Raw genomic sequence first — 17,448 nt, 5'->3', positions numbered from 1 at the left:
GATTTTTTTATTTAACAAACTCCCAAGCTCTAATTTCAGCCCAAGAATGTTTATTGTTTTCTAAAGGGAAGCCACAATGTCCACCGTATTTTGGCATTTCAAATGTGCAGAATTTATGGTTTTTAAAACGTTCGATAGGATAACAATCATTTCCTAAAAAAGGATCATTAGCAGCGTTAACAATCAAACACGATGTTTTGATATAATCTAAAACAGTTGCAGGAGAAGCTTTATGATAATAATCTTCTTTGGAAGAATAGCCATGTAAAGCTGCTGTAAAATATTCGTCTACTTCATCAAAAGTTTTGATTTTATCAATCATTTTTTCATTCAGAACTCCTGGAAATTGTTTAGCTTTTACTTTAAATTTTGGAACTAAAGTGCGTTTGAAATTTTTAAAGTAAACAGTATTCGGAAATATCTTTAATGTATCAGCACAAGATTTCAGAGAAATAGGTGCAGAAAATACAACACCACATTTTATCTTATTCGAAACTTCATAACTTCCAAGATAATTCAAAATCAAAGCGCCACCCATCGAATAGCCAATCAAATAAACTTCTTGATAATTTTCTTTCAACGCTTTTTCTACAACTCTGTGTACATCATCAATTGATCCATGATGATACAAACGACAAGTGTCATTCATTTCACCTCCACAAGAGCGATGATTCCAAGCTAGAATATTAAATCCTTTATCATAAAAATAATCTGAACACGAATTAAGATACGTTCGTTTCGAATCGCCTTCTAATCCGTGAAAAAGTATAACTAATTTGTCTTTATTTTCTTGAAATCGCCAATCCAAATTCAGAAAATCACCATCATCAGTTTCCATTTTTTCTCTAGTGTAATCTGGAACAGAATATTTCTTGAATTTCGCTGGAATAATGGTAGAAAGATGTGCATTTCTGTTGATAAAATTAGGTGTAAGGTAAGTAGAATGTTCGATGTAAGGCATTTAAAATATTTTTACGTCAACTAAAAAATCCTTTTTAATTTCTTCATTTATATTAGTTAAAATCTTCGATTTTCCCATCAATAATTCTTGTCGCATTGCAGGAGAATTAATTTTTACATACAAAACACGCTGTCTCACTTCAACACGATCTGTATATTTCTCGAAAAACTTTCCCATCACCGTTTGCCAAGCCTCTTCGGCTTTCACTTCCCAAATCAATTCTTCCTTTCCACTTTGTTTAATGAAATGCTCCAAAGCTTGTCCAAGCGTTTGCTGATTACTTCTTTTTTCGTACTTTTTCATAAACGGAAAACTTTACTTTCAGAATTAATTTGTTTAATGATTTGCTCTGTTCTTTCGGGATGTGTATCGGTGATAAAAATTTGACCAAATCGTTCTTCGTTCACTAATTTAATCAATTGTGTTACACGGTGTTCGTCCAATTTGTCAAAAATATCATCCAATAATAATAAAGGAGTAATATTTAATGAAGATTTGATTACTTCTAATTGAGCCAATTTCAAAGCGATTAAATACGATTTTTGTTGACCTTGCGAACCAAATTTCTTGATAGGATAATTGGTAATCGTAAACAATAAATCATCTTTATGAATTCCGGCTGTCGAATATTGTGCCGAACGATCTTTGTACAAAGCTTCTTTTAGAACCGTTTCAAAAGGTGCATCATTTAATTGCGAAACATATTCGATGTTTACTTTTTCCCGACCTTCCGAAATTTCATTGTAATATTTCAAGAAAGCATCCAAAAAAGTTTGAATAAATTCTTTTCTAACTTCATGAATTTTTTTTCCTAAATGAATTAATTCTTCATCGTAAATTTCCAAAGAAGTTGAATCAAATGTATTATTTGCAGTAAAGTATTTTAGTAATGCATTTCTTTGAACTAAAACTTTATTGTATCGCATCAAATCAGCTAAATATTGCTTGTTTGATTGCGAAATAATATTGTCCAAAAATTTACGTCGAACTTCACTTCCTTCTTTGATTAAATCGTTATCATAAGGAGAAATCATCACCAAAGGATATTGACCAATGTGATCAGAAATACGGTCATAAGATTTCGAATTTCGTTTTAATTGTTTGGGCTGACCAGAACGAACTAAGCAAAAAATCACATCATCAGATTCATTTCGATCAAAAGTACCTTCTAATGTAAAAAAATCACAATCAAACTGAATATTCATCGCATCCGAATGATTCAGATACGATTTACTTAAAGCCAAATAGTGAATAGCATCCAAAACATTGGTTTTGCCTTTCCCATTTTGTCCTACAAATGCATTAATTTTTGGTGAAAATTCGAAATTATTTTCATCAAAATTCTTGAATTGTCGCGCTTTAAGTTCTTTTAAATACATAAAAGCAAAATTACGATATTAATTAAGATTTATAAGATTGATTTGTGTAGTGATTGTCAAGCTGAATTTATTTCAGCTTCTCATCCTCTTTTTAATTTTGTATAGAATTATCATTCAGAGCTTGTTTCAGAATCTTTCTGCAGCATAATTTATTTTTTAATAACGTGATGTGAACCTGAAACGAGTTCAGGTTGACTTTATGAATTTTAATTAAATTCTTTCTAAAACAATGATTTTGAAACAAAATGTCGAGTTAAAAATCAAAATGATGTATTTTTGCATCTTTAAAAGAAAGATATAGAAAAATGGCAATTCAAAAACCATCGATTCCAAAAGGGACAAGAGATTTCTCGCCTTTAGAAGTGAATCGTCGTCAATATATTATCAACACGATCAAAAAACAGTTCGTGTTATTCGGATTTTCTCCAATCGAAACTCCATCATTCGAAAATTTATCAACTTTAACAGGTAAATATGGAGAAGAAGGAGATCGATTAATTTTCAAGATTTTGAATTCTGGAGATTATTTAGCAAAAGTTGATGAGCAATTGTTGACAGATAAAAATAGTCAAAAAGTAATTTCGCAAATTTCAGAAAAAGCGTTGCGTTACGACTTAACTGTACCTTTTGCGCGTTACGTTGTGCAACATCAGAATGAAATTACTTTCCCATTTAAGCGTTACCAAATTCAACCAGTTTGGCGTGCCGATCGTCCTCAAAAAGGTCGTTTTCGTGAGTTTTTTCAATGTGATGCGGATGTTGTAGGTTCGGATTCGTTGTTACAAGAAGTTGATTTTGTACAATTATATGATTCAGTTTTTACAGAATTAAAAACGCCAGTTGAAATTCATATCAACAATCGTAAAATTTTATCAGGTTTAGCAGAAGTAGCAGATATTTCGGCTCAATTGATTGATTTTACAGTGGCTTTAGATAAGTTGGATAAAATTGGTGAAGAAGCGGTAAAAGAAGAAATGCGTGGAAAAGGAATTTCTGATTCTGCCATCGAAATTTTATCACCTTTATTCTCAATGAACGGTGATTATAAAACTCAATTTGCACAATTAAAAGAAATTTTAAAATCTTCGGAAACTGGATTAAAAGGAATTGAAGAATTAGAATTTGTTTTTGAAAATACAACAAATATTGGTTTACAATCTGCTGAATTAGTGTTGAACTTAACTTTAGCGCGTGGTTTAGATTATTATACAGGAGCTATTTTCGAAGTGAAAGCGAAAATCGGAGAATTCTCTTCATCTATTGGTGGAGGAGGTCGCTACGATGACTTGACAGGAATTTTCGGATTGAAAGATATTTCTGGTGTTGGAATTTCTTTTGGGTTAGATCGTACGTATTTAGTTTTAGAAGAAAATAATTTATTCCCAGCTTTAGAAGATTCAACAAATATTCAAGCGTTGTTCATTAATTTCGGAACGAAAGAAGCTGCTGAGGCAATGAAATTGGTGAAACAATTACGTCAAAGTGGAATTAATACAGAGGTATATCCAGATGATGCAAAAATGAAAAAGCAAATGGGATATGCTGATAAAAAAGGAATTAAGAAAGTAATTCTTTTGGGTGAGAAAGAAATTGCAGAGCAAAAAGCGACGGTAAAAGATATGATTTCGGGAGAACAAGCTGAAATTGCTTTTGTTGATTTAGCGAATGCACTTATTTCTTAAAAGTTCTATATATTTGCAAACTATTTAATTAAGAATATAAAATGAGTTTATTAACAGTTGGTACAGTTGCCTTTGATAAATTAGAATCTCCTTTCGGGAAAACAGATAAAATCTTAGGTGGTGCCGCTACATATATCGGTATGGCGTCTTCTTTATTGGGCGTGGATACTGCAATCGTTTCAGTTGTTGGTGGAGATTTTCCACAAGAATACATCGATTTATTAATTTCAAAAGGAATTAATTTAGATGGTTTAGAAATCGTAAAAGAAGGAAAAACATTCTTTTGGGAAGGTAAATACCACAACGATTTGAACACACGTGATACGTTAGCAACAGAGTTGAATGTTTTAGAAACGTTTAATCCAGTTGTTCCTCAAGATCGTAAATCTCCAGACGTTTTGATGTTAGGAAACTTACATCCATTGGTACAAAAAGGAGTGTTGACACAATTAGAAAAACGTCCAGGTTTGGTTGTTTTAGATACAATGAACTTTTGGATGGATTGTGCTTGGAATGAGTTGATGGATGTGATCAAAGATGTTGATGTAATTTCTATTAATGACGAAGAAGCGCGTCAAATGTCAGGTGAATATAGTTTAGTGAAAGCAGCTAAAAAAATCATGACATTCGGACCAAAAACTGTTATCATCAAAAAAGGTGAACACGGAGCTTTATTATTCCAAGAAGAACAAGTTTTCTTTGCACCAGCTTTACCATTAGAAGATGTTTTCGATCCAACAGGAGCAGGAGATACATTTGCAGGTGGTTTCTCAGGATACTTAGCAAAAACAAACGATTTTTCTTTCGATAACATGAAACGTGCAATTGTTTACGGATCTGCATTAGCGTCTGTAACATGTGAAAAATTTGGTACTGAATCATTAGGAGATTTAACACGTGATGGTTTAGCTGAACGTTTGAAAGCATTCAAAAAATTAATGGATTTCTCAATTAATTTATAAGAGAATTATTCATCAAAATATTTAACCTCGAGAGCTTCTCGAGGTTTTTTTTATGGATTAATTTTTGTGTAAATTGAACTAATAAATTTTAATCATGAAAAACAAAATTATACATCTTCTCATATTGGCATTTTCCTCTTTACTTTCTGGAATAATGATCTCGAAAATGTCATTCATCGGTAAAGTAGGAATCACAATTATTTACAACGAATATACGATCCTGAAATCGTGGTGGAAAACAGCCTTGTTATTATTCGCTATACAAGCTGTTATTTTTATCGTATTATCCATTTGGAATGAGAAAACAACGAAACGTTTTAAACGTTTGTTATTGCCTCTCATTTTCCTTTTTATGGGAATTATTGGATTAATTTATTGCTATTACGATTTTACTGAAACCTCACATCGTTTATTGAAAAAGACGTTCCATTTCGGATTTTATATTTTTTGGTTCACATGGTTTGGGAATTGTATATTTTTTATGACAAAAAACTCTCAAAAAGTAGAAGAAATTCCGCAAGAAACAGAAGTGTATTAAAATAAAAAAGCTCATCAAATTTTGATGAGCTTTTGCTTTTGTGACCGAGACAGGATTCAAACCTGTAACCTCTTGAGCCGTAATCAAGTGCGCTATTCAGTTGCGCCACTCGGCCATTCTTGATAAGAAACTATTGTTCTTATTTTGGACTGCAAATATAAAGACTATTTTTGAATCTGCAACTATTTTTTTAAATAAAATTATCCTCGATCTCTATCGCTTATGAGCATCATCATAAAACTCAAAACAAAAAGTGTATCATTTTCGGATGATTGATATTGATTTAATTTAAATTTTCGTCCAAAGAATGAAGGTTCTTTTGACACTTCCATCATTTCTCTTCCTTGTAAATCAGTTAAAACATATTTTGGATTGAAAATATAACCAGTGAAAAATCCTACAACGGGAATTTCGCCAACAAATCCGTCCATCATACGTGTAAAACCACTACGTTCGTTGATTGTAAATAAATGATTATCATTTGCGTCGTAAATATGAAAAGTGGCTTTCCAAAAGGATTTGAAAGTTTTTCGTTTTGCTTTACCAACAACATTTCCGTTCGCATCTGTAATGGTAAAAGTTTGTTGAAAATCGATGATTTTATTCGAACGAAGTTGAAAAAGTTCTTCTTTTTTCGATGAATCACGGTAGATTTTAATCACATCTCGCCACGAAAGAATTTTTTCGCGTACATAAAACACAGGTTGATTATTAGCGTCTGTTACAGAAAAATCATTGGAAAAAGTTGCAATATGAAACTTTATATCAAGCGGAAATTTTAGGTTGTTTAAATTCATAAGTATTGAGTAATTTTTATCAAAAATAGATTTTTTTCGGACATAAAAAAAGGTTCAGAATTTCTGAACCTTTAACTTTTTATCGTTTTAAAACTAAAATATCTATTTCGTTTTTACCATCACCATCAAGATCTTCTCCATAATCAGATTTTAAAATCAATTCGTTTTTTGTTAATTTGGAAATTTCTCCTTCACCAGAACCACCATCCTTGTAAGTTAAACGAACTTTATTTCCTGAAATAGAATAAGTGCCTTCTTCAGTCCAATCAATTTCACAAATATTATTTCTATCGGAATCATATCCTATAGCAGAATATTTATTGTCTTTAGTAAACGTATACGAGTCTTTAGAACTGCATTCATCTGCTAGATATTGATCTTCGATGTGATTGTCTTTAGAGAATTGTGTTTGGTATTTTACAAAACTCCAAGTTCCTACGATACTTTCAGAGTTAATAGAAGAATCATCATCATTGTTACAGCTAAATAACAGTCCAAAAGCAAAAATGCTTGGTAAAATAAACTTTTTCATAAATATTGTTTTTTTTAGTTGCGGCGAAAATAAAGAAAACAATATTAGATATTCGGTTATTAAATGATTATTATAAATATTCTTTTACTTCATCTAAATGTGTAATTGTAGGAACATCATCCATCGAAAAATTATCATCTAATCGATCAAAGAAAATAGCCGACATTCCGAAAGCTTTTGCGCCAACAGCATCTGCAATCCAATCGTCACCAATGTAAATTGATTCATCTTTTTTAGCACCAGATTTTTCCATTGCCAAAGAAAAAATACGAGGATCAGGTTTCAAGATTTTGATTTCGTCTGCATAAGTTACCGTATCAAAATAACCATTTAATTCTGACGTTTCAATTTTACGTTTCGAGACTTCGAGAAAACCATTTGTGATAATGTGTAATTGATATTTTGGTTTCAAATAATCCAACAATTCCATCGCACCATCTACCACTTCATTATAATTGGTAATCGTTTCCATGTATTCTTCTTCAAAAATCTTTGCCAAAGCATCATTATCAATTCCAAGATTATCAAAAGCTTCTTTGAAACGACGTGCACGTAATTCTTCTTTTGTAATTTTTTTGTCACGAATCAAAGCCCAAAGACCTTCGTTGCTATCGTGATAAAATGGATGAAATTCCTCGAATGTAAAACCATATCTATTTTCTACATCATACTTTTTGTAAAGCTCATCTAGCGCGAATTTTGCATTTTTTCTGAAATCCCAAAGTGTGTTATCAAGATCGAAAAAAACGTGTTTTATTGTGTTCATAAATGCAAAGCTAAGGATTTTATGTAGATTTGCTGATGAAGAAAATATCAATTGAAAGCGAAGTTAGAAAAATTTAAAACGAAGAATGCCAAAGGTGTTTTGTCTTTGTTGGCAGGGAACACGATTGCGCAAGTGATTATGTTTATTGGCGGAATTATTTTGGCTCGAATTTATGGTCCAGAAGCGTCGGGAACTTACAATGCTTTTTCAGCTTTTGTGGCGATTCTAGCTATTTTGACAACGTTTCGTTTAGAGAATATTTTCGTGATTTCGAAATCATCAAAAGCGATTCGAAATTTGTTCACAACTTTATTATTAGTGAGTAGCATTGTAACGATTTTATTCTTTTTGGGCTATGCAGTTTTAGAAGGAATTTTCACATTCAAAACGTCTTTATTTATTGTTTTCTTAAGTTGTATTGCAGGATTATTTACAGCTTGGAATAATGTTCAAAATACATTGTTTACGAAGTATAAATTATTCAAAAGTATTTCGACTGGATTTGTGATTAATGCACTGTTTTCGGTTTTTTTTCAATTCATTTTTTATTGGATGGGCTACAAAGAAACAGGATTGATTTATGGAACAATTTTCGGAACAGTTTTGTCTTGTGCATATTATTTTTCAATTACAAAAGGACGATTTTCTTCTATTGATTTTGGTTTGGCTAAACGAACAATTTCTAAGAACAAAGAAATCATAAAATATACATTACCCTCAGAATCGTTGAATGCGATTGCAAACAATTTGCTCCCCATTATGATTGCGATTTATTTTATGAAAGAAGATGTAGCTTTTGTAGGAAATTCTGCTAAAGTTTTGGTTGTTCCTTTGACATTACTTTCCAATTCGATGTCGAAAGTTTTCTTTCAGAAATCTGCTGCAATGATTGATCATCGTTCGCATCAATTATATGATTTATCGAAAAAAGTGGTGCTGTATAACGTTGGAGCAATTGCTGTTTTTCTTTTGTTGATGAATTGTATCGGAATTTTTATTCTCGAGTGGATGCTTGGACCAGAATGGCGAGGTTTACATATTATGACGTGGATTCTTTCTTTCTGGATTTTGTGTCGTTCTGCAATGAATCCTATTCAGCAAATTGTCGTGGTTATCAAGAAAAATCATTACGCACTATACTTCAATATTTATTTAGTTTTCGTTACATTGATTACTTGTGTGATTGGCGGACTAAATAAAAATATACTTTTGACGTTATCCCTATATTCTTTCTTTGCGGGAATGGGCTATTTAGTTCAACTTTACTTTGTAATGAAAGAGCTGAAACGTTATAAAAAGTCAGGTGAATAATTCGAGAAAAAATATTTTAGCTTTAGCATCTTGGTATCCGAGTAGAATTTTTTTAGATAATGGAGATTTTATTCAGCGCCATTTACGTTCTATCTCTACTTTAAATAATGTGACGCTTGTTCATGCAGTAAAAGATGAAAATTTAAAATCTAATTTTGAAATAGATGATTCTATCAATCAAAATGTAAGAGAAATAATTGTTTATTTTAAACCATCTTTTTTTCGCCCGTTTAATTTAATCAAACAATTTATAGCTTTTCTAAAAGGAGTTTCTTTGGTTAATAATTTTGATATAATTCATCTCAATGTTATTTATCCAGCTGGTTTAGTTGCTTTATTTTTGAAAAGTAAATACAAAAAACCAATAGTTTTAACAGAGCATTGGACAGGGTTTTCTCCAGAACGTTTTATTTCATTTTCATTTTACAAGAAGTTCTTAATTAAGAAAATACTTAGAAAAGTAGATTTTTTAACGCCTGTTTCGAATGATTTAGCACAAAAAATACTTGAAATTTATCCTATAACAAATGTAAAAATTATTCCAAATGTTGTGGATGTAGAATTGTTTTCAGTAAAAGAAGAATGTAAAGTTGAAAAAATAATATTTTTACATCTTTCGCATTTAGGAAACGAGCATAAAAATGTTTTGGGAATGTTGAATGTTGCTAAAAAGTTAGTTGATAATGGTTATAATTTTGAATTTCAGATTGGAGGAAATGGAGATTTAACTTTGATTAATAATTTTATTGTAGAAAATAATTTACATGATTTTGTAAAATCTTTTGGGCGATTACAACATTTTGAAGTGAATCAAAAGATGAAGAACGCAAATTGTTTTGTACTTTTTAGTCACTACGAAAATCAACCTTGTGTTCAAATAGAAGCTTTTGCTTCAGGAATTCCTGTTATCGCAAGCGATGTAGGCGGAATTAAAGAATTTATGCCAAATAATTTTGGATTTATTGTGAATAAAAATGATGAATTAGCACTTTATAAAGCAATGGTTGAGGTGATAGAAGGTTATGAATTTGCAACGTCAAATGAATTAAATACGTATGCTTTGAATAATTTTTCTAAGGAAGAAATTGCTTACCAATTTGATGAAGTTTATGTGAAAATTTTACAATGAAAGATTTAATCAAATTCATACAATCTTTTTTACAAAACAATGGTTTTTACGTTTTTTTATCTTTTGTGGTAGAAAAATTAGTGATGCTGATTAATACCATTTTCATTGTAAAAATGATTCCGCAAGATGAATTTGGTCGTATAACACTTATCGCATCTATTATTGGGTTTGTTGCGCCATGGAATGGATTAGGTTCATTACAGGTTTTGATGAAGTTTGGTGCTGGCGAAGAAAATGAACAAACACGTAAAGACCTAAGTCGAAAATTATTTAGAAATGGCGTTATTAATCAGCTTATTTTATGTAGTATTTTTATTGTAATTGCTAATTTTTATGCCATAAAGTTTGATCATTTATTATGGATTATTCTCTTGTTTTCTGTTCGTCTTTTCGGGATGTTTTTTCAGTCTCATCTTACAATCGATTATCGAATAAATGGTTTCAATAAGAAGTTTGCTTCATTAAATATGTTGATTAATTGTTTGGGATTGATTTTTACATTTTTCTTAACCATCAATTTTGGAGCAATTGGTTATATGACTTCGTTGGCGATTACACCTTTTATTAGTTTATTTTTCTATTCTAAAACAATTTTACAACAATCAATAAATGATTTAAGTGAAATGAATTGGAAAATGATGTGGAAATATGGAAGAATGGAATCTTTGGCTTATTTCGCTTCAGAGTTATTGTTTTCGATTGATATTGCAATGATTGCGATTTTTATGACAGATAAAGATATTGCTTTGTATAAAGTTGCGATTCTTCTGCCTATGAATTTATTATTTATTCCGACTATATTATTTCAAACCGATTTTCCTCGAATTATTAAAAATAGTCAGAACAAGGATTTTCTAAAATTTTATATAAAAAATTATTATAAGCTATTCATTCTTATAGGAATTAGTATTCTTTTAGGAAGTTATTTTCTTAGAGATTTTATAATCGAGTTATTTTTCAATAAAAGTTATTTAGCTGGTGATACAGTTTTTTTTATTGCAACAATAGCAGTTGTTTTAGCAATGTTGTTTAGAGTTCTTTTTCTTAATTTATTTAGTGCAGTTGGTTTGTTTACATATAGTGTACGAGTTTCAATTGTTTCAATTATCACACTTATTATTGCAGATTCTATACTTATTCCTTTTTATCAACTAAATGGAGCAGCTTTCGGTTTTTTAATTATGTATATAGTTTCTGGATTATATGCTACTTTTATATTTAGAAATTATTTAAAAAAATTATAATTTTTTTATTTCTTCTTTTGTCATTGTTTTAGATTTAAGATCAATTAATTTTTGACCTGTTTCTTTCATCCATTCAATATCTTCATTTGTTTCTTCATTATTTAGAATAACTTCCAAAATACCTTTGTTGTTATTCATCCAAGGAAGCAAATAATAATTTAGTCCGTCTTTGTATGCTTTTTGTTGATGAAATTCTTTCCCTTTTGTTGTTTGCATAGCAAGTTGTTTGGCCGAATAATAATAAAGCGGTGTTGAGAAAATAAGGATAGAAATTAATGAAGTGTACTTCGGAAATTTTGTAATGAAATTGTTTAAACCAATACTTAAAATAATCAAATAAGCTAAATTAAAATTTAAGAAAAAGACATAATTATCGCTAACAGCATAAATAGTAGCAAAACAAAAAACAGGTAAACCAAAAATTATAAATAATATAACCTAATGCTTTCATTAAATCTTTTGAATAGCTTACTAAATCTTTCTTCAAAGAATCAGACACCCATGATTTTTCTGAAGATGATAAAACATTTTTCAGAGATTCGTTATTAATAATTGGATAAATATAGAGCAATGCCAAAAATAGAAAAGGAATGAAAAAATAGCTAAAAATCAATCTATTTTTAATATTATTTCTAAAAGCCAAGTAGCATAAATAAAAATAAGAAGGAATTAATAGAACGCCTTGTACATGAGAAAATAAGCTAATTCCAAGCATTATTCCTGCAAATAAAAGCGTTTTAGATTGTTTATTTTGAACAAATTTTATCGCAAATAAAACGTAAAGTGAAATCCAAATTAAACAAAAAGTGTAAACTTCTATATTTTCGGTATTTTTCCAAAAAGTAAAACTAAATCCAAACGCAACTGTACCTAAAAGAGAAATCCAAAGTTTTTTATTTAAGAGTTGAAGAATAGAAAATAAAATATTCAAAACTATTACAGCAGAAATAATATTTACCCAACGTCCAATCTCAATGGTATCTATAAAAGGAAATAATTTGTGAATTAGAATATTGAAGTTGAAATACAAAAAATGAGTTAATGAGTAGGTTTCAAACGTAAATTGATTTGCTTCAATATCCAAAATTTTTCCAGCAGAATCACCAAAAGTTATTTTACTAAAACTTCCTAAACGATAAATGATTAAGAAAAATAAGGTAATAAATAAATGATAAAATTTTTTCACTCTTTTTGTATTAATGAGATACAATATGCTTTTGTAGTAACTTTTGAATATAAAATTTATAACGATTTTTTTTGATAAAAATTGCAGGATCAGTAATACAATTATCCATCGGAAGTCGCTGAATATTTGTTGAAACTTCATCATCTTTTATTCCTGCCGTACCAAATGTAAGATTTGATTTTATAGTATTAAAAAAGTTTTTAGAAACTCCGTCATCTGTAAAAGGAAAAGAAAAAACTCGATAATCTAAATTAAACTTTTGTTGGATAAAATCTAAGCTTTCGTTCGTTTCTAAAAGTTGTTGTTCGAAAGAAATATCGCGATAATAAGGATGATTCATCGAATGTGCACCTATTGTATATCCTTGATTAATTAATGCTTTTATTTCATTTTCATTCAAATAAATTTCAAAATCATTTAGTTTTATTTCTTGTTTTAAAATTAATTCATCAATTTTTTTAAGATCATGAATAGAATAATTTAAAAGTTCTTTTTTAAAGTTGTTGTCTGTAATGTTTTCTAAAATGAAAGCAACTTTATATCGATAAAAAATTTCTTGATTGTCAATAAAATTTGGATTGATAAAAAAAGTTGCATCTAAATTTCGTTCTTTTAATATTGGAGCAATTAAGGAGTAACATTCTTTCAAACCATCGTCAAAACTAAGATGAAAGTAATTTTCTTGAGGAATAAAACCATTTTTTTTGTATAAATCAATTAATTCAATCATAGAAATATTGACATAATTTTTCTGAAAAAAATCTAATTCACGCTGAAATTGATCAATTGATTTTAATGGATATAATTGATCAATATGAACTAATCGTTTATCTGAAACTGTGTGGTAAAAAGGAAATATATTTTTTTTGAATAAATTTAATATCATAAAATAGCAGTCTTAACGTTTGTAAGTAATGAATGCAATTAAAACATTTTATAAAAAATTATTTTCCGAAAAGATAAGAATTAATAATAGAAAAAATTTGAAGAAATTGAATGGATTATTTCTGAAAGGAAATAATTTTTATTGCAATTGTTGCGAACAATCTTTTTCTAAGTTTTTAGATAAATCTAATGGTATAGATAACCGAGAAAATGCTGAATGTCCAAATTGTGGTTCATTAGAAAGGACAAGAGTTTTGTTAGAGTTTATAAAAAATGAAACAGATTTATTAGCTAAACCTAATAAATTATTGCATATTGCTCCGGAAGACGCATTGAAAAATATTTTTAAACAGACCGATAATTTAGGCTATATCAATGCTGACATTAATATCAATCTTGCTGATGAAGAAATGGATATTACTTCAATAAATTATCCTGACAACACATTTGATTATGTAATTTGTTGTCATGTTTTAGGGCATATTCCTGATGAAAAAAAAGCAATTGATGAATTGTTTCGAGTTCTAAAAAAAAGAGGAAAAGCATTGATTCAAACTCCTATTCATCCAATAAATAATACGTTTGAAAATTCTGAATTTAAGACAGAAGAAGAAAGATTAAAAAATTATGGAGAAAAAGATTTATTGCGATTGCATGGACAGGACTTTCAGGAAAGATTAAAACGTGAAAATATGCTAATCAAAAAAATAGATTATCGAAATAAAGTTGATCATAATTTAGCAAAGAAACTTTCTGTTGGAAATGGCTATCGTGAATTAATTTTTCTTTGTCAAAAAGTCTAAATTAGAATAGTTTGTATAATGTTTTTCTATAGCGCCAAAACCTTGCATAAATTTAGCTATAGAAGGAACCATAGAACCTTCGAAATCAAATGCTAATTCTGAATTAGAAAAGGTTTTGATAATGTAATCTATTATGTAAGCTGATCCAAAATTACTTTTTGAATTCTTATTTCTTGCAAAAGCAAAGTTATAAACTCGATTTTTAGAAATCATGATTAGTTGACAACCAAGTAAATTTTCTTCTTGATCAAAAATTTCATAAATATTAATAATTTTTTGATTAAATAAACTTTGAATTTTTTCTTGCGAATAATTTATTAAATTGTTTGTAATTAAATATTCATATGATGAGTTTAATTCGAAAAATCGATTTAATTGAGTAACATTTTCAATTTTATAATTAAATTTTTCTACTTTCCGAATTTCATTTCTTCGGTTTCTACTATAAATTGAAAATAAATTTTCATAATCTTGATTTAAATCCAAAATCTGATTAATACGTCTTAGTCCTTTCGGCTCAAACATTTCCGTATTTTCTTCATTAAAAGCATAAGCTCTAACTAAATTTTGATGTAGTTTTTTCTCAAAAAGTAAGAAAGTTTCTTTTGAAAAATTTTCTTGATGAAAAACACCTAATTGTTGACAATAAATTGGCTGAACAATGAACTTAAACCCAAATTTCTTAACAAAAGGCAAAGGCATTATGGCTTCATAATCGTTCAAGACATAACAATCCCAATTGTTATCAACTAAAGCATCTAAATAAAAAACTTCTGCATAAATGCGATAATTCACCGATCTGTTGAGACATTCGGTGTATTTATTAACATCTAATTTTTTTCGAGAAACTCTTTTTATCATTCAAAAATACTTTCGTAAACTTTTCGCCATTCATTCCAATTTTCGTTCAAGTTTGATTGGTGGAATAATGTTATAAACGTTCCGTTTGTGGCTTTAATTGTTTGTTTCAATCGTTTTATTTCCTCTAGAGCTTGTTGCGGTGTTAATTCTAAATAATTTTTCAATGTAACATCCATTGCGACAAAAGGATATATTGTTAACAATGTTTGTTGATTTGTTGATAAGTCAAACCATTTGAATGGAGTAGAAGTTCCAGCTCTAAAGCCTAATTGATGTGGGAATCCCATCGTGTAATCTTCCAAAATTTCATTTATTAACAATTGTTGATAAGTGTGAGGAAAGCTCAGTTTAATGAAATGTTGACGTGATTTTTTTATCGGTTGATTGCTGATTTTTCCTAATCGATTTATCTCAGTTGTTAATTTATTTTCATAAAAATTAGATTGATAAGATGGATGGATTCCAATTTTTGCCCAAATTGAAATGTTGTTTATTAAATCTTTTTGAGCATTATTTTTCCAATGATGATTTTTATCGAAAGTAGAATAATCGCCCAATAACCAAAAAAAAATTGTTTCAATTTGATGTTTTTCAGCTAAATCTTTCAAATAATCAAATGTATCATAAGGATCTTTTTCTTTCTGATTCAAAACTTTGATTTGCTGTTTTGCTTCTGAGAAATTTCCTTTAATAATTTTCTTAAAAAGTGAACCAAATTTTACTTTAGGTGCATGATGAAGATATTTCCACGAATAATCTACATCGTGAGTATTAATTTGTTTGAAAACTCTCTGTTTAAAAGATATTTCAGGAAATTTAGACTTTATCTTTTTTTGAATTTCAATACAAATTTCATCTACAATTGGCTTAGAATAATCTAGATCCGAACCTAAAAAACGATTGTGTTGATCAAATTGTCCTGGTTTTGCAATGTATTCTTCATAACGAGAAAGCCAATAAAAACATTTACCAAATTCATTTAAAATTGAATAATCAACATCTTTTCGAATAGTTGTTTCTAATAAAATATCATCAACTTTATAATTGATTTCATTTTCTAAAAATTGATTTGAAAAGTTGATTTTTGGTAAAATTGATTGAGAAAATTCATCAAAATATGTAGTCGTTTTGTAGTCGATTCCAGAAAAATCATGAAAAATAAAATCGAAAATATATTCAATTCGATTCGTAATTTTTTCTGTAAATATGATGATTTCTTGACTCAAAATAATTTTCAATAAAGTTTAAAGATATCAAATTAGGCCATCATCCGCAAATGAATAAAAGTCTTTTTGAGAAACAATAATGTGATCTAAAACTTGAATATCCAAAAGCGTGGCACCTTCTTTAATTTTTCGAGTAATATTTATGTCAGATTGACTTGGAGTGAGGTTTCCAGAGGGATGGTTGTGCGAAAGTATCATTCCAGTTGCCATCAATTCTAAGGCTCGTTTAAAAATTACTCGAATATCGACGGCGGTTTGATTAATTCCCCCTCGCGAAATTTGCTCGGTTTTTATAATTCGATTTCCTTGATTGAGAAACATCACCCAAAATTCTTCGTTTGGTAAATCGCCAATTTGTTGTTGTAAAATGATCGCAGCATCCTTGCTCGAAGTAATTTTGTCACGTTCCAGAACCTCTTGCGAATTTCTTCTTCTTCCAATTTCCATTGCAGTGATTATCGAAATTGCTTTTGCTTCTCCAACTCCTTTGAATTTGCATAAATCTACAATTGAATATTTAGCTAATTCATTCCAATTATTATTAGCAGAGTTTAAGATTCGTTTTGCCAACTCTACAGCGGATTCTTCGCGATTTCCGCTTCCCATAATAATCGCTAACAATTCGGCATCAGAAAGCGACGAACGTCCTTTTAAAGCTAATTTTTCGCGAGGACGATCATCCTCATTCCAGTTTTTTATCGAATTTTTATTCTCTAAGTAATCCGTCATCGTCGCTCGCAATTTTTATATAAGTATAATAAAAACCATCGTGAAATTCGTCGCTAATTCCAAGTGTATTTTGTTTAACCTCAAAACTCTTTCCCATCGATGTATTTCCATTGGTGTAAATCATTGGAACAAGCTCTGTTTTGTGAATACTTTTCCCTTTTGCTATATTATAAGTTACTCGATTTGTTTCCTTACCATTGATAATTGTAATCATCTCAGTAGATGTAAATTCTACAACTGTAACACGATCTGCAGGAGGTAGTTGTTCACGTCCTACGATTCCGCCTGAAAGTTTTACCAATTTCCATCTTCCTATAAGTGTTGGTTCTTGCGTTCTTTCAATTTTATCAATAGAATCATTTGACTTTTTTTCTGTTGTAGCTTTTGTGGATTGACAACTTGATAAAGCAATAAAAATGGTAAATATGATATAAGTGATTTTATTTTTCATGTTAAA

19 protein-coding genes, 1 tRNA gene and 1 pseudogene are annotated in these 17,448 nt (G+C 29.4%); 7 read left to right on the top strand and 14 right to left on the bottom strand.

What is annotated here, in order from left to right; all coding sequences use genetic code 11:
• Positions 1 to 7: 7 nt before the first annotated feature.
• The 3 genes from B4H69_RS12360 to recF are packed head-to-tail and all read right to left on the bottom strand — an operon-like array spanning position 8 to position 2,340.
• Complete coding sequence (locus B4H69_RS12360) at positions 8 to 961, bottom strand: YheT family hydrolase (protein ID WP_291094187.1); 954 nt, start codon at positions 959 to 961, stop codon at positions 8 to 10.
• The gene (locus tag B4H69_RS12355; RefSeq protein WP_125350784.1) at positions 962 to 1,264 is read right to left on the bottom strand and encodes a DUF721 domain-containing protein; all 303 of its coding nucleotides are present in this window, start codon (positions 1,262 to 1,264) and stop codon (positions 962 to 964) included.
• Positions 1,261 to 2,340 carry a DNA replication/repair protein RecF gene (recF, locus tag B4H69_RS12350; RefSeq protein WP_291094184.1) on the bottom strand — a complete coding sequence of 360 codons (1,080 nt, stop codon included), beginning with the start codon at positions 2,338 to 2,340 and terminating at the stop codon, positions 1,261 to 1,263. Before recF ends, B4H69_RS12355 begins: the two co-directional genes overlap by 4 nt.
• Positions 2,341 to 2,645: 305 nt before the next feature.
• Between recF and hisS the strand changes: the two genes are divergently transcribed.
• From hisS to B4H69_RS12335, 3 genes are all read left to right on the top strand, one after another.
• Positions 2,646 to 4,022, top strand: a complete 1,377-nt coding sequence (gene hisS, locus B4H69_RS12345; protein ID WP_291094182.1) for a histidine--tRNA ligase — start codon at positions 2,646 to 2,648, stop codon at positions 4,020 to 4,022.
• A 41-nt stretch (positions 4,023 to 4,063) separates the two neighbouring features.
• Entirely contained in the window at positions 4,064 to 4,984 is a 921-nt protein-coding gene (locus B4H69_RS12340; RefSeq protein ID WP_114998038.1) for a PfkB family carbohydrate kinase, read from the top strand.
• A 94-nt stretch (positions 4,985 to 5,078) separates the two neighbouring features.
• The gene (locus B4H69_RS12335) at positions 5,079 to 5,522 is read left to right on the top strand and encodes a hypothetical protein (protein ID WP_291094180.1); all 444 of its coding nucleotides are present in this window, start codon (positions 5,079 to 5,081) and stop codon (positions 5,520 to 5,522) included.
• 41 nt (positions 5,523 to 5,563) lie between these two features.
• Here B4H69_RS12335 and B4H69_RS12330 read toward each other — a convergent pair.
• The 4 genes and pseudogenes from B4H69_RS12330 to B4H69_RS12315 form a co-directional block, all read right to left on the bottom strand.
• Positions 5,564 to 5,637, bottom strand: a tRNA-Arg gene (locus B4H69_RS12330).
• 85 nt (positions 5,638 to 5,722) lie between these two features.
• Positions 5,723 to 6,349: pseudogene (locus B4H69_RS12325) on the bottom strand (LURP-one-related family protein); the annotation flags it as partial.
• A 49-nt stretch (positions 6,350 to 6,398) separates the two neighbouring features.
• Entirely contained in the window at positions 6,399 to 6,851 is a 453-nt protein-coding gene (locus tag B4H69_RS12320) for a lipocalin family protein (RefSeq protein WP_038336444.1), read from the bottom strand.
• Positions 6,852 to 6,921: 70 nt separating this feature from the next.
• Positions 6,922 to 7,617: a YjjG family noncanonical pyrimidine nucleotidase gene (locus B4H69_RS12315; RefSeq protein ID WP_291094177.1), complete on the bottom strand. Its 696-nt coding sequence runs from the start codon at positions 7,615 to 7,617 to the stop codon at positions 6,922 to 6,924.
• Positions 7,618 to 7,668: 51 nt separating this feature from the next.
• Here B4H69_RS12315 and B4H69_RS12310 point away from each other — a divergent pair, with 51 nt between their 5' ends.
• The 3 genes from B4H69_RS12310 to B4H69_RS12300 are packed head-to-tail and all read left to right on the top strand — an operon-like array spanning position 7,669 to position 11,301.
• On the top strand, positions 7,669 to 8,928 hold the full coding sequence (locus B4H69_RS12310; protein ID WP_180905344.1) for a lipopolysaccharide biosynthesis protein: 1,260 nt from the start codon (positions 7,669 to 7,671) through the stop codon (positions 8,926 to 8,928).
• A complete protein-coding gene (locus B4H69_RS12305; protein ID WP_180905343.1) occupies positions 8,921 to 10,057 on the top strand; it encodes a glycosyltransferase family 4 protein in 1,137 nt (378 codons plus the stop codon). Before B4H69_RS12310 ends, B4H69_RS12305 begins: the two co-directional genes overlap by 8 nt.
• Positions 10,054 to 11,301: an oligosaccharide flippase family protein gene (locus tag B4H69_RS12300; protein ID WP_180905342.1), complete on the top strand. Its 1,248-nt coding sequence runs from the start codon at positions 10,054 to 10,056 to the stop codon at positions 11,299 to 11,301. The genes B4H69_RS12305 and B4H69_RS12300 overlap by 4 nt, the downstream gene beginning before the upstream one ends.
• On the opposite strand, the gene B4H69_RS12295 is transcribed toward B4H69_RS12300, so the two are convergent.
• The 3 genes from B4H69_RS12295 to B4H69_RS12285 form a co-directional block, all read right to left on the bottom strand.
• On the bottom strand, positions 11,296 to 11,517 hold the full coding sequence (locus tag B4H69_RS12295; protein WP_180905341.1) for a hypothetical protein: 222 nt from the start codon (positions 11,515 to 11,517) through the stop codon (positions 11,296 to 11,298). The two genes, B4H69_RS12300 and B4H69_RS12295, sit on opposite strands and share 6 nt — an antisense overlap.
• Before the next feature lie 160 nt (positions 11,518 to 11,677).
• Positions 11,678 to 12,487 (bottom strand): protein O-mannosyl-transferase family, encoded by an 810-nt coding sequence (locus tag B4H69_RS12290; protein ID WP_180905340.1) that lies wholly within the window; start codon positions 12,485 to 12,487, stop codon positions 11,678 to 11,680.
• Positions 12,488 to 12,497: 10 nt separating this feature from the next.
• A complete protein-coding gene (locus B4H69_RS12285; protein ID WP_180905339.1) occupies positions 12,498 to 13,373 on the bottom strand; it encodes a polysaccharide deacetylase family protein in 876 nt (291 codons plus the stop codon).
• Between the two features lie 28 nt (positions 13,374 to 13,401).
• Here B4H69_RS12285 and B4H69_RS12280 point away from each other — a divergent pair, with 28 nt between their 5' ends.
• Positions 13,402 to 14,175, top strand: a complete 774-nt coding sequence (locus B4H69_RS12280; protein WP_180905338.1) for a class I SAM-dependent methyltransferase — start codon at positions 13,402 to 13,404, stop codon at positions 14,173 to 14,175.
• Here B4H69_RS12280 and B4H69_RS12275 read toward each other — a convergent pair.
• The 4 genes from B4H69_RS12275 to B4H69_RS12260 are packed head-to-tail and all read right to left on the bottom strand — an operon-like array spanning position 14,149 to position 17,442.
• Positions 14,149 to 15,036, bottom strand: coding sequence for a hypothetical protein (locus B4H69_RS12275; RefSeq protein ID WP_180905337.1), 888 nt, complete (start codon positions 15,034 to 15,036; stop codon positions 14,149 to 14,151). The two genes, B4H69_RS12280 and B4H69_RS12275, sit on opposite strands and share 27 nt — an antisense overlap.
• On the bottom strand, positions 15,033 to 16,262 hold the full coding sequence (locus tag B4H69_RS12270; protein ID WP_180905336.1) for a polysaccharide deacetylase family protein: 1,230 nt from the start codon (positions 16,260 to 16,262) through the stop codon (positions 15,033 to 15,035). The genes B4H69_RS12275 and B4H69_RS12270 overlap by 4 nt, the downstream gene beginning before the upstream one ends.
• Before the next feature lie 27 nt (positions 16,263 to 16,289).
• The gene (radC, locus tag B4H69_RS12265) at positions 16,290 to 16,991 is read right to left on the bottom strand and encodes a RadC family protein (protein ID WP_180905335.1); all 702 of its coding nucleotides are present in this window, start codon (positions 16,989 to 16,991) and stop codon (positions 16,290 to 16,292) included.
• A complete protein-coding gene (locus B4H69_RS12260; protein ID WP_180905334.1) occupies positions 16,969 to 17,442 on the bottom strand; it encodes a hypothetical protein in 474 nt (157 codons plus the stop codon). The genes radC and B4H69_RS12260 overlap by 23 nt, the downstream gene beginning before the upstream one ends.
• Positions 17,443 to 17,448: the final 6 nt, after the last annotated feature.

It is taken from the genome of Empedobacter sp. UBA6745 (genome assembly GCF_002453775.1).
GTDB classification, from domain to species: Bacteria; Bacteroidota; Bacteroidia; order Flavobacteriales; family Weeksellaceae; genus Empedobacter; species Empedobacter falsenii_C.
The sequence above is the reverse complement of the archived record's forward strand: the minus strand, read 5'-3'. Positions and strand labels throughout refer to the sequence as shown.

What these genes read in the sequence shown, in the direction of transcription:
- B4H69_RS12360 (WP_291094187.1), bottom strand. Translation starts at nt 961, where the DNA reads ATGCCTTACATCGAACATTCTACTTACCTTACACCTAATTTTATCAAC.
- B4H69_RS12355 (WP_125350784.1), bottom strand. Translation starts at nt 1,264, where the DNA reads ATGAAAAAGTACGAAAAAAGAAGTAATCAGCAAACGCTTGGACAAGCT.
- recF (WP_291094184.1), bottom strand. Translation starts at nt 2,340, where the DNA reads ATGTATTTAAAAGAACTTAAAGCGCGACAATTCAAGAATTTTGATGAA.
- hisS (WP_291094182.1), top strand. Translation starts at nt 2,646, where the DNA reads ATGGCAATTCAAAAACCATCGATTCCAAAAGGGACAAGAGATTTCTCG.
- B4H69_RS12340 (WP_114998038.1), top strand. Translation starts at nt 4,064, where the DNA reads ATGAGTTTATTAACAGTTGGTACAGTTGCCTTTGATAAATTAGAATCT.
- B4H69_RS12335 (WP_291094180.1), top strand. Translation starts at nt 5,079, where the DNA reads ATGAAAAACAAAATTATACATCTTCTCATATTGGCATTTTCCTCTTTA.
- B4H69_RS12320 (WP_038336444.1), bottom strand. Translation starts at nt 6,851, where the DNA reads ATGAAAAAGTTTATTTTACCAAGCATTTTTGCTTTTGGACTGTTATTT.
- B4H69_RS12315 (WP_291094177.1), bottom strand. Translation starts at nt 7,617, where the DNA reads ATGAACACAATAAAACACGTTTTTTTCGATCTTGATAACACACTTTGG.
- B4H69_RS12300 (WP_180905342.1), top strand. Translation starts at nt 10,054, where the DNA reads ATGAAAGATTTAATCAAATTCATACAATCTTTTTTACAAAACAATGGT.
- B4H69_RS12295 (WP_180905341.1), bottom strand. Translation starts at nt 11,517, where the DNA reads ATGCAAACAACAAAAGGGAAAGAATTTCATCAACAAAAAGCATACAAA.
- B4H69_RS12285 (WP_180905339.1), bottom strand. Translation starts at nt 13,373, where the DNA reads ATGATATTAAATTTATTCAAAAAAAATATATTTCCTTTTTACCACACA.
- B4H69_RS12280 (WP_180905338.1), top strand. Translation starts at nt 13,402, where the DNA reads ATGAATGCAATTAAAACATTTTATAAAAAATTATTTTCCGAAAAGATA.
- B4H69_RS12275 (WP_180905337.1), bottom strand. Translation starts at nt 15,036, where the DNA reads ATGATAAAAAGAGTTTCTCGAAAAAAATTAGATGTTAATAAATACACC.
- radC (WP_180905335.1), bottom strand. Translation starts at nt 16,991, where the DNA reads ATGACGGATTACTTAGAGAATAAAAATTCGATAAAAAACTGGAATGAG.
- B4H69_RS12260 (WP_180905334.1), bottom strand. Translation starts at nt 17,442, where the DNA reads ATGAAAAATAAAATCACTTATATCATATTTACCATTTTTATTGCTTTA.